Source organism: Sporichthya sp. (assembly GCF_013815995.1).
In the GTDB taxonomy this organism is placed as follows: domain Bacteria; phylum Actinomycetota; class Actinomycetes; order Sporichthyales; family Sporichthyaceae; genus Sporichthya.
In genome coordinates, this window is sequence record NZ_JACDFE010000167.1 from 1 (window position 1) to 10,488 (window position 10,488).

The 10,488-nt window shown below is 70.7% G+C and carries 6 protein-coding genes, 1 tRNA gene, 1 other RNA gene and 1 pseudogene; 6 read left to right on the forward strand and 3 right to left on the reverse strand.

Annotation, left to right across the window (positions count from 1 at the left end):
- Positions 1-756 (reverse strand): annotated as a pseudogene (locus tag H0X00_RS17115) (2-phospho-L-lactate transferase CofD family protein); the annotation flags it as partial.
- Between the two features lie 985 nt (positions 757-1,741).
- Between H0X00_RS17115 and mobF the strand changes: the two are divergent.
- The 3 genes from mobF (at position 1,742) to H0X00_RS17130 (ending at position 6,440) form a co-directional block, all read left to right on the forward strand.
- A complete protein-coding gene (gene mobF, locus H0X00_RS17120; protein WP_293773233.1) occupies positions 1,742-4,819 on the forward strand; it encodes a MobF family relaxase in 3,078 nt (1,025 codons plus the stop codon).
- Positions 4,820-4,974: 155 nt separating this feature from the next.
- Positions 4,975-5,187: a helix-turn-helix domain-containing protein gene (locus H0X00_RS17125; RefSeq protein ID WP_293773235.1), complete on the forward strand. Its 213-nt coding sequence runs from the start codon at positions 4,975-4,977 to the stop codon at positions 5,185-5,187.
- Positions 5,187-6,440: a site-specific integrase gene (locus tag H0X00_RS17130; RefSeq protein ID WP_293773236.1), complete on the forward strand. Its 1,254-nt coding sequence runs from the start codon at positions 5,187-5,189 to the stop codon at positions 6,438-6,440. Before H0X00_RS17125 ends, H0X00_RS17130 begins: the two co-directional genes overlap by 1 nt.
- Positions 6,441-6,537: 97 nt before the next feature.
- Here the strand turns inward: H0X00_RS17130 and H0X00_RS17135 are convergent.
- Positions 6,538-6,622 (reverse strand) — tRNA-Ser (locus H0X00_RS17135).
- Between the two features lie 81 nt (positions 6,623-6,703).
- Here H0X00_RS17135 and ffs point away from each other — a divergent pair.
- Together ffs and H0X00_RS17145 are read left to right on the forward strand one after the other, a co-directional pair.
- An RNA gene (ffs, locus tag H0X00_RS17140) (signal recognition particle sRNA small type) lies at positions 6,704-6,800 on the forward strand.
- Positions 6,801-6,868: 68 nt separating this feature from the next.
- A complete protein-coding gene (locus H0X00_RS17145; RefSeq protein WP_293773238.1) occupies positions 6,869-7,201 on the forward strand; it encodes a DUF6247 family protein in 333 nt (110 codons plus the stop codon).
- A 260-nt stretch (positions 7,202-7,461) separates the two neighbouring features.
- On the opposite strand, the gene H0X00_RS17150 is transcribed toward H0X00_RS17145, so the two are convergent.
- Positions 7,462-9,132 (reverse strand): DUF305 domain-containing protein, encoded by a 1,671-nt coding sequence (locus tag H0X00_RS17150; protein WP_293773240.1) that lies wholly within the window; start codon positions 9,130-9,132, stop codon positions 7,462-7,464.
- 161 nt (positions 9,133-9,293) lie between these two features.
- Here H0X00_RS17150 and H0X00_RS17155 point away from each other — a divergent pair.
- Positions 9,294-10,488 (forward strand): DNA polymerase III subunit gamma and tau (locus tag H0X00_RS17155; protein ID WP_293773241.1); only part of this gene is annotated, 1,195 nt, incomplete at its 3' end.

Genomic DNA, 10,488 nt, shown 5'->3' on the forward strand with positions numbered 1-10,488 from the left:
CCCCTCGCCCTCCCCGACAGGGCCGCCGGGCAGGGGGAGGCCCGCCGCCCCGGGGTCGTCGGTCTCGACCCCGGCGACGATCGGCGAGACTGCCACGACATGGCCCGAGCGGCGCAGGAGCTCCCGGACGCCCGGGAGCGCGAGGACGGGATCGACGCTGGCGATCGGGTTGCTCGGGGCCACGATGATCACGTCCGCCCCGCTCAGGGCGTCCAGCACCCCCGGGCCGGCCGTCGCGGTGGCCGCGCCCGCGAGGATCACCTCGTCCACCGTCGGTTCACAATGGTGGCGAATGGTGAATTCCTGATGGTGCATCAGATTCCCGCCGACCCGGACCATCGTCGTCACCTCGTCCTCGGTCATCGGCAGCACCCGCACACCGAGTCCCATCGCGTCGGCGAGGGACCCGGTGATCTCCGCAAGCCCGAGGCCGTCCCGGAGCCGCCCGGTCCGGTAGAGACTGGTGGCGAGGTCCTAGTCGCCGAGCCGGAACCAGACGTCGTGGCCCAGGTCGCGCAGGGTTTCCGAAGCTCGCCAGGTCTCGTCCTTCAACCCCCAGCCGCGCTCACGGTCCTGGCGGTCGGAGAGCGCGTAGAGGGTGGTGTCCAGATCCGGGCAGACGCGCAAGCCATGGATCCACAGGTCGTCGGCGGTGTTGACGACGAGGGTGAGCTCGGCCGCGGGGACCGTCTCGACCAAGGCGCGCCACAGCCGGGAGGCCCCGATGCCGCCCCCGATCCCCACGATCGAGGTCACGAGGCCCCTCCCACGTCACTCCGTCGACGACCCCCGGATGGTCTGCCACGGTCTGGCAGATCCTCGCCCGAGCACCGGCTCCCGGACAGTGCAATTCCCTGACGGGGCCTCGCTCCACAGCCGATAGCCCGTTCAAAATACAGTTCGTCGGCCCCACGACGCGCTCGGAATCGGGCTGTCAGAAGTTCCTGAGCGGGTTAGGGACTGACTCCAGCCACCGGCGCGTATGAGCAGCAGATGATCGTCGTCAGGTACCTGGCGAGGGTCGTTCCGGTTGACTTCTCCGGCGTGAGCACTGGGCGTTACTCCGTCCGAGCGGCTCATGCTCACGCAGGCTGCAGTCCCAGCGGATTACCACCCACGCAGCCGAGGCCCTGGTCGACCTGCTTGGTTCAGCCCTTGAGTCTGCGAGCGCTTTGCGCGACGCAAGGCCATCACTGATCAGCCACTCGAGTCGCTTCGTGCGGTCGGCGGCGCGCTCCCGGCGCCGTAGTCATGTTGGCCGTGCGGCAAGCCGTCCGAGCTGCGCTGACCCTGGCTGCAGGTGTCGTCGTGTTGCTTGGAGTCGCGGGGACCGCTGTCGGGGCAGTTCGTGGCGCACATGCCGTAACCGCGCCGGCATTGGAGCATCTGCGGGCTTGATCCGCAAAACCAGAGTGCGTCGACGTCGTGGGTGACACGCCCGAAAGTCTGCGCCGAACGAGGCCAACCGAACCTGACGCGCCATCGCGGACAACGACGGGGTGCGGCGGATGGTCGCGGATTCCACGCGACGGACGGCAACATGACAACACGTCATAAACCGTCCGCGGAGCACGGCCGCTACCACGCGGCGAGCACCTGGACGCATTCGCAACTCACCGCGCGCGGCGGAACGAAGATCCCGGGTACGCACACGTCTTGCTCCTGCGGACTCCGCGGTCGATCTGGGGGTCGATCGCGCACACAGGTAGGGCGTGGGAACTGTTTTCAGGCGGGTCCGGCGGTGGCCGGCGTGATGTCGATCGCCCGGATGTCGGCGGGGTCGGGCTACCGGTACGTGATGCGCCAGACCGTGACCGCGGACGTGACCCGCGCGCCGGGGGTGGACCTGATGGCCTACTACGCCGCCACCGGCAACCCGCCCGGCCGGTGGATGGGCAGGGGCCTGGACGTGCTCGGGGGCGGCGGTCTTAAGCCCGGCACGATCGTGACCGAGAAGGCGATGGCCGCGCTCTACGGCACCGGGCACGACCCGGTCACCGGTGAGCAGCTCGGACGGCCCTACCCGGTGTTCAAACCGGCCAAGACGCGGATTGCCGCGGCGATTGCCGGCCTGCCCGACGCGCTGTCTGAGCAGGCCCGGGCGGCGGCGGTCGCGGCGATCGAGGCCCGGGTCGCCAAGTCGCCCTCGCGGTCGGCGGTCGCCGGGTATGACCTGACCTTCACGGTCCCGAAGTCCGCGAGCGTGCTTTGGGCCCTCGGGGACGAGACTGTGCAGGGTGCCGTCGCGGGCGCGCACGAGGCTGCGCTCGCCGGGGTCCTGGAGTTGATCGAGGACCGGTTCCTGCACACCCGCACCGGCGCGCATTCCTGCATGCAGGTCCCGGCGCAAGGACTGATCGCGGCCGCGTTCAACCACTACGACTCCCGCGCCGGTGACCCCCACCTGCACACCCATGTCGTGGTCGCGAACAAGGTCCAGGGCCCCGACGGGGCCTGGCGTTCGGTCGATGGCCAGGAGCTCTACGGGGCCGCGGTCGCCCTGTCCGAGACCTACATCGATTTCTTCGCCGACCAGCTCACCCAGAATCTGCCGGTGTCGTGGTCCTGGCGTGAGCGCGGTCCGCGGCGTTCCCCGGCGTTCGAGATCGACGGCATCACCGAGGACCTGCTCACGGCGTTCTCCCAGCGCTCCGCCCAGATCGGCACCGAACTCGCCGCCCTGGTCGAAGAATTCACTAGCGAGCGCGGCCGCGAACCCTCACGGACCGAGGTGCTGCGCCTGCGGCAGCGGGCGACCTTGGCGACCCGCCCGGATAAGCAGGTCCGACCGCTTGCCGAGATGCGTGACGGCTGGCGGACAACCGCCACGGCGGTCACGGGCAAGCGCCCCGAGCAGATCCTCGACCAGGTCGTCGGCCAGGGCCGGGCCCAGGGGCCGGCGACCGACCCGAGTCCGGAGGTGCAGGTCCTCGCTCAGGCCGTGGTGGCGGGGGTGGCCGTCAGGCGGGCGACCTGGACGAGGGCGAACCTGCTCGCCGAAGCCGCCCGCGCCACCCGCCACCTCCGTCTGAACGACCCGAGTAAGCGGATCGCGCTGCTCGACCAGGTCGTCGAGGCAGCCATGGCCTCCTGCGTCGCGCTGGACCCGGCGGCGCTGTTCCACTCCCCGGCCCGGTTCCGTCGCGTCGACGGGACCAGCGTGTTCGACCGTCCATCCGAGGCCGCGTTCACCACCACCGCTGTCCTGGACGCAGAGGCCCGCCTTCTGGCCGCGGTGGACGACCTCAGCGCACCGGTCGTGCCCGCTGCGGTCCTGAGCCCACTGGACCACCCGATGCCCGGACAGCGGCTGTCCCCGGACCAGTACGCCGCGGTCACCGGCACCGCCACCTCCGCCCGGCGCCTCGACGTTCTGGTCGGACCGGCGGGTACGGGTAAGACCCGCACCCTGGCCATCGTGGCCCGCGCCTGGGCCCACACCCACGGCCCCGACAGCGTGCTCGGGCTCGCCCCATCGGCGACGGCGGCCGCCGAGCTCGCGCTCGCGTTGGGCGTGGCGTGTGAGAACACGGCCAAATGGCTCCACGAGACCACGGTGCGCACCGCCGAGCCGGCGGGTGCCGGTGCCGGCGCCGGTGCCGGTTCAACGCCGGAGCGGTGGTCGATGCGGGCCGGGCAGCTGGTCATCGTCGACGAGGCGTCGATGGTCTCCACCGCTCACCTGGACTCCCTGCTCGCCCAAGCCCGCGCCGCCGGCGCGAAGCTGCTTTTGACCGGCGACCACCACCAGCTCGCCGCGGTCGAGGCCGGCGGCGCGTTCTCACTGCTCGCCGAAACCGGCCACGCCTTCGAACTCGGTGCGCTCTGGCGGTTCCGCCAGCGGTGGGAGGCCGAAGCGACCCGAGCTCTACGCACTGGCGACCCGACGGCCCTGGACGCCTACGCCCACCACCACCGGCTCCACGACGGCCCGGCCGACCTCATGCAGGAGGCGGCGTATGCCGCCTGGGCCGCCGACCTCGCCGCCGGCCACTCCTCGATCCTGCTCGCCCCGGACCGCGACACCGTGACCGCACTGAACGCACGAGCCCACCAGGACCGAGTCGCCGCCGGCCACGTCGCATCCGACGGCCTGCCCCTGTCCGACGGCACCACCTGCAGCGCAGGCGACGTGCTGGTGACCCGGCGCAACGACCGCTGCCTGGCCACCCCCAGCGGCCACGTCCGCAACGGTGACCTGTGGCGCCTGGAGCGGACGAACCCGGACGGGTCAATCGATATCACACCGCTCGACCACAACGGCCTGACTGAGCGTCAGTTTAACGGTGCTGTGCGCCTTCCGGCCGACTATGTCGCCGATCACGTCGAGCTCGGCTACGCAGCCACCATCCACCGGGCCCAGGGCGCCACCGTCGATACCGCGCACCTGATCGCCCGCCCGGGGATGAGCAGGCAGCAGTTGTACGTCGGGCTTACTCGTGGCCGATCCGCCAATCACGTCTACGCCGCGACCGGGGAGCACTCGGAGCCCGGCACGGCCGGCCCCGATGCCCGCAACGGTCGACAGATCCTGGAAGAGATTCTGGCCACCGACGGCGCGGAGCACTCGGCCACAGCCACCCTGCGGATGCGCCAGGACCGCGCCACATCCCTGGACCGGTTGCTCCCGATCCGGAACATCCTGGCCGCCGCCCGCGCCGACAATGGCGGGCTCGACCCCGAGCTCACCCGGGCCGCCGCCGAGGTCGCCGAACTTATCCGCGCTCGTGCGGCCGAGCACCGGCAGGGACCGAACCAGTACCCGTCGGCCACACCGTCGCGACGCCCAGCGCCAGGCCCCGAGCTACCCGGTCGCTGAGCTGGGCGGGCGGCGGGTACCACGGGCTGTCGATCTGGGTGCCCTTCGCGCACACAGAGAGGGTGCGCCGTCCCGTTCATCCACAACCGGGGCGGTGTGAGCACCGCCCACCGCGCAGAACGCGCATCGTGGGACGCACCCTGGGGAGGCAGGGCATGACCATCACCAGCGAATCGACGGAGCCGCGGCGGCGGCTCGTCCTCACTGTTGAAGAGGCCGCAGATCTGCTCGGCGTCGGCCGGACCACCATGTACGGGCTGATCCAGAACGGTGCGGTCGAGTCCGTCCGGATCGGGCGCCTGCGCCGCGTCCCGGCCGACGCGCTCACCGCGTTCGTCACCGGGCTCCGCAATGCCGAGGTCGCCTGATGGCCGAGCCGCGCCGCCGGCGTCCGAACGGGGCATCGTCGGTCTACCTGGGCGCCGATGGGAAATGGCACGGCCGCGTCACGGTCGGCGTCCGTGACGACGGTCGGCCGGACCGTCGTCACATCGAGCGCGCAACGCAGGCGGAGGTCATCCGCGCGGTTCGCGACCTGGAGCGAGGCCGCGACACGGGGCGAGTCCGCAAGGCAGGGCGGGTCTGGACCGTGCAGACCTGGCTCGAGCATTGGGTCGAGAACATTGCCGGCCCGACCGTTCGGGAGAACACGCTCTCCAGCTATCGGGTCGCGGTCCGCGTGCACCTGGTGCCCGGGCTCGGAGCCCACCGACTCGACAAGCTCGAACCCGAACACCTGGAGCGGCTCTACGCAGTGATGATCCGCAACGGCAGCAAGCCCGCCACCGTGCATCAGTCGCATCGCACGCTACGGGCAGCACTCAACGCCGCGATCCGGCGTGGCCACGTCACCCACAACGTCGCCTCGATCGCGAAGGCTCCTCGCATCGAGGAGACCGAGATCGAGCCCTACTCGGTCGAGGAGATCCACCGACTGCTCGACACCGCGCAGCACCAACGGAACGGGGCGCGGTGGGCGCTCGCTCTCGGGCTCGGCCTGCGCCAGGGCGAAGCGCTCGGCCTGACGTGGTCCGACATCGACCTCGAGCACGGTGCCCTGTGGGTGCGTCGCGGCCGGCTTCGACCTCGCTACGAGCATGGGTGCGAGGACGACCCGTGCGGCCGGGAGCGGGCGGGATTCTGCCCGCAGAAGCGCAACGTGCGTGAGGTCACCGCGGCCACGAAGTCTCGGGCCGGGCGCCGAGGGATCGGGCTGCCCGATGCCCTCACCGAGATCTTGCGCGAGCACGCGGACCGCCAAGCGGCCGAACGTGAGGTCGCCGGCCAGTTGTGGCGCGAGGAGGGCTGGGTCTTCACCAACGAGGTGGGCGCCCCGTTGAACATGAACACCGACCACCGGGCGTGGAAGGCCCTGCTCACGGCGGCCGGTGTCCGGGAGGGGCGGCTGCACGACGCCCGGCACACCGCCGCTACCGCCCTACTGCTGCTCGGTGTCCCCGACCGGGCCGTGATGGGAATCATGGGCTGGTCGGACGCCGGGATGGCCGCTCGCTACCAGCACATCACTGCGCCGGTCCGGCACGAGGTCGCCCGGCAGATGGACGGGCTGCTGTGGCCGCGGACCAGCCCACGGTCGACGCCGGATCCGCCCGGACGGTGACGGATGGCCAGCGTCAAATGAGACGGAAACTGAGACGGTCAGAAAAAACGAACGCCGGGTGTCTCGTGGACACCCGGCGTTCGTGCAGGTCAACCGGCGGAGAATCGGGGATTTGAACCCCGGAGGGGTTTCCCCCAACACGCTTTCCAAGCGTGCGCACTAGGCCACTATGCGAATCCTCCCTGAAGCGCCGCCCATCGTACAAGGCGGCCGGGGTTCGTAAACGCCCTGCCGGGGGACGGCGGCTGGGCGCTAGAATCATCCCTGGCTCCCCGCGTGGTGCCATCTCGCCGAACTCCCCCAGGGCCGGAAGGCAGCAAGGGTAAGTGAGCTCTGGTAGGTGCGCGGGGAGTCGCTTGCGTTATGGCGTTGTCCACAGGTCTGGGTCGACCGGGCCGCATCGTGGGTTCCGGAAGTATGGTTCCGGCATGGTCTCTCCGGCCCCGCAACCCGACACCGACTCCGGTCCGCCGCCCGCTGACCCGAGGGCCATCCGCGAGTGCCTCCCGCCGGACCTCGCGGCGGAGTTTGATCGTGAGTGGGTGCTGGTCGTCGACCGCGTGAAGCAGTCGATGGATCTGGCCGATCTGCAAACGCTGCTGCACAAGTGGCAGCACACCGTCGTGATGGAACGCCGCGATCCCGGCTCGTATGCGCGGATGCTCGCCGACGCAGAAGAAATCCTGCGTACGGGGGTCAACCCCAACGCCGGGTCCTTCGAAGAGATGCAGGCCGTTATCCGTCGGCGCCTGAGCCAGTAGGTGTACCGGGTCATCCCGCAACCGGCCGCGACGGCGCAGGTTGCGGCCCTTCCGCGCCGTGCCCTGACCGCCTATGCGGAGATCCTGGACGTGTTGCTGATGGCGCCGTGGGACGGCTCGCCTCAACATGAGGGCAACCCCGCTGGCGCGGTTCGGCGATGGGCCTTCGGAGACGGCGGAGCGGGTCAGATCGTCTATCTCGTTCTGGAAGACCGACGTGAAGTGCACCTACTCCTGGTGCAGTGGTGGGGGTCGGACGGTTAAGGCTTGGCGCCCTTGGTCGCTAGCAGGGCGGCGATCGTCGAGGTCTCCTCGCGCTGGTGGAACGCCATCCGGCTGGCGAGACTGCGCACGACCGGCAGGGCCGCGTGGTCGCCGGCGTCGGTCGGCATCGCCAGCCCGCCGCTGTGGTGCCGGAGCATCAGCTTCAGGAACATGACGTCGAGCTTGCCGCCCTTCGCGGTACGCAGCGCGTTCAGTTCGGCCGTCGTCGCCATCCCCGGCATCGGGACCATCTCGCTGCCGACGTGGTGGGCGGGCATGGCGACCATCCAGGTCATCGGCGGACCGGACGGGAGTACCGGCGCCTCCCACAGGGCCAGGTAGCCGCGCATCGCGCCGATGTCGAGCAGCTGGTCGTCCTCGATGCCCGCGGCCAGGGCTGCGACCTTCGGATCCTTGGTCCGCGTGCGGACCAGTTGAGCCATCAGGACGGCCTGCTCGTGGTGGACGATCATGTCCTGGCTGAAGCCGATGTCCACCTTGCTCGGGGCGAGCGACGCGGCGGAGCTGCTCCCGCTGTCGTCGCCGGAGCCGACGGCCATGCCGATGCCCACCCCGAGCACGAGGGCCAACGCCCCCGCGGCGGCCGCGAGTACTGCTGGGCGCCGGGTCACGGCTTCCGGTAGGCGCTGTTGGTGAACTTCAGCGCCAGGAAGCCGTTGTCCTGGCAGCTGACCCAGAGCTGGTCCTTGCCGACGAAGCGGGGCGGCGAGGAGCAGGTACGGCCTGCCGCCGTAGGTGACGGGGATCGTGTGCTGGCCGACCGAGGCTGGGCCGCCCCACATGAGCGAGCTGAGCTGACGGATCATCGGGGCCGGCCTGCGGGCCTGGAAATCACTCACGTCCAGGATCACCATGCCCGCGCCGAAGGCGGTCGTGAGGTACATCCGGTTGCCGTCCGGGCTGAGCTCGAAGCCGTGGTTGGTGAAGCCGATCGTGCCGATGCCGGCGATGCCGGCGATGCTCGGGTGCGCCGGGTCGCTGACGTCGATGGCGGTCAGGCCGCCGCCGGTCAGGCTGGAGGACCAGTAGGTCTTGCCGTCCGGGGACCATTGGCCCTCGTGGTTCAGCGTCGTCGCCGGGGCGGTGAAGTCACTGCTCGCGAACGAATCCAGCAGCTTCGGGTGGGCGCAGTCGGTCTTGACGTCGTAGACGTCGAAGGCCAGCGTGCCGACCGCCGGGCCGACTGACACCCCGGCCAGCAGGCCGCGGGCCTCGTTGACCTTCAGCGACTCCCAGGTATCCGTGAGCATCGCCGGGCTGGTGAGGTTCGCAGTCAGCTTCGGATGCTTCGGGTCGCTGGCGTCGATCACCTGGACGCCCTCGGACTTCTTGCGGCCCAGGCCGAAGAAGGAGGTCGCGTTGTAGGCGCAGTGCTTGTACTGCGGGTTGACCCAGGTGGTGCCCTCGCCCTGGTACTGGCCGAGCATTTCGAGGTTGCAGGTGTAGCCCTGCTGGCTCCGGCCGCTCTTTCGGTCCGCCAGCGGCACCTGGCCCTGCAGGCCGCTCTCGGGGAAGGAACCCGGCCCGCACACCGCGCGGGGAACCGAGGACTCGAACGAATCGGCCTGGGCCGGCGACCCGGCGGCCACCGCCAGCGGGGTCAGCGCAACTGCGCAGGCCAGGGTCGCAGCAAGGCGAGATCGCACTACGGCCCCGAGCGCTGGGGGCAGGACGCTTCTTCTACCTAACGGTTCTAGGTGCCTCGACGTTACGTCCGGGATGTCGGGTTGGCCACCCCTCATCGGCGAGATCCGGGCGGGTGGACCGCGCCCTGCCGATCGTCGGCTCCGGGTCATAGGGTCACAGCGTGTCCCTCGCGCTGTACCGCCGCTACCGGCCGGAGACCTTCGCCGAGGTCATCGGGCAGGAGCACGTCACCGACCCGCTGCAGCAGGCGATCCGCAACGGCCGGGTCAATCACGCCTACCTGTTCAGCGGCCCGCGCGGCTGCGGCAAGACCACCAGCGCCCGCATCCTCGCCCGTGCGCTGAACTGCGAGCGGGGCCCGACGCCGACGCCGTGCGGAACCTGCCGGTCGTGCCAGGAGCTGGCCCGGGGCGGCTCCGGCGGGCTGGATGTCATCGAGATCGACGCCGCCTCGCACGGCGGTGTCGACGATGCCCGCGACCTGCGCGAACGCGCGGCGTTCGCCCCGGCCGGGTCCCGCTACAAGATCTACATCGTCGACGAGGCGCACATGGTGACGCCGCAGGGCTTCAACGCCCTGCTCAAGGTCGTCGAGGAGCCCCCGGAGCACCTGAAGTTCATCTTCGCCACCACCGAGCCCGAGAAGGTCATCCCGACCATCCGCTCGCGCACCCACCACTACCCGTTCCGCCTCGTGCCGCCGACCGTGCTGCGCGAGTACCTGGCGACGCTGTGCGAGCGGGAGAAGGTGCCGGTCGAGTCGGCCGTCCTGCCCCTGGTGGTCCGGGCCGGAGCCGGCTCGGTGCGCGACAGCCTCTCCGTGCTCGATCAACTGATGGGCGGGGCCGGTCCCGACGGCCTGACCCTGGCCCGGGCGATCACGCTGCTCGGCTACACCGACGCGACGCTGCTCGACGACGTCATCGATGCCTTCGCCGCGCACGACGGGGCCGCGGTGTTCAGCCTCATCGACCGGGTGATCGAGGGCGGGCACGACCCGCGCCGCTTCGTCGCCGACCTGCTCGACCGGCTACGCGACCTGGTGATCCTGGCCGCGGTGCCCGAGGCCGCCGGCACCGGTCTGATCGACGCCCCCTCCGACGCGGTGGAGCGGATGGTCGCCCAGGCCACCCGGTTCGGGCAGGCCGAACTCTCCCGCGCCGCCGACCTGGTCAACACCGGGCTGACCGAGATGCGCGGCGCTACCGCGCCCCGGTTGCAACTGGAGCTGATCTGCGCCCGGGTGCTGCTGCCCGGCGCCGGTGACGGCGACCGCGACCTGCACGCCCGGCTGGACCGGATCGAGCGACGGCTGGCCGGCGACGCCGCGGTCCCGGCCGCTCCTGCTCCCCGCC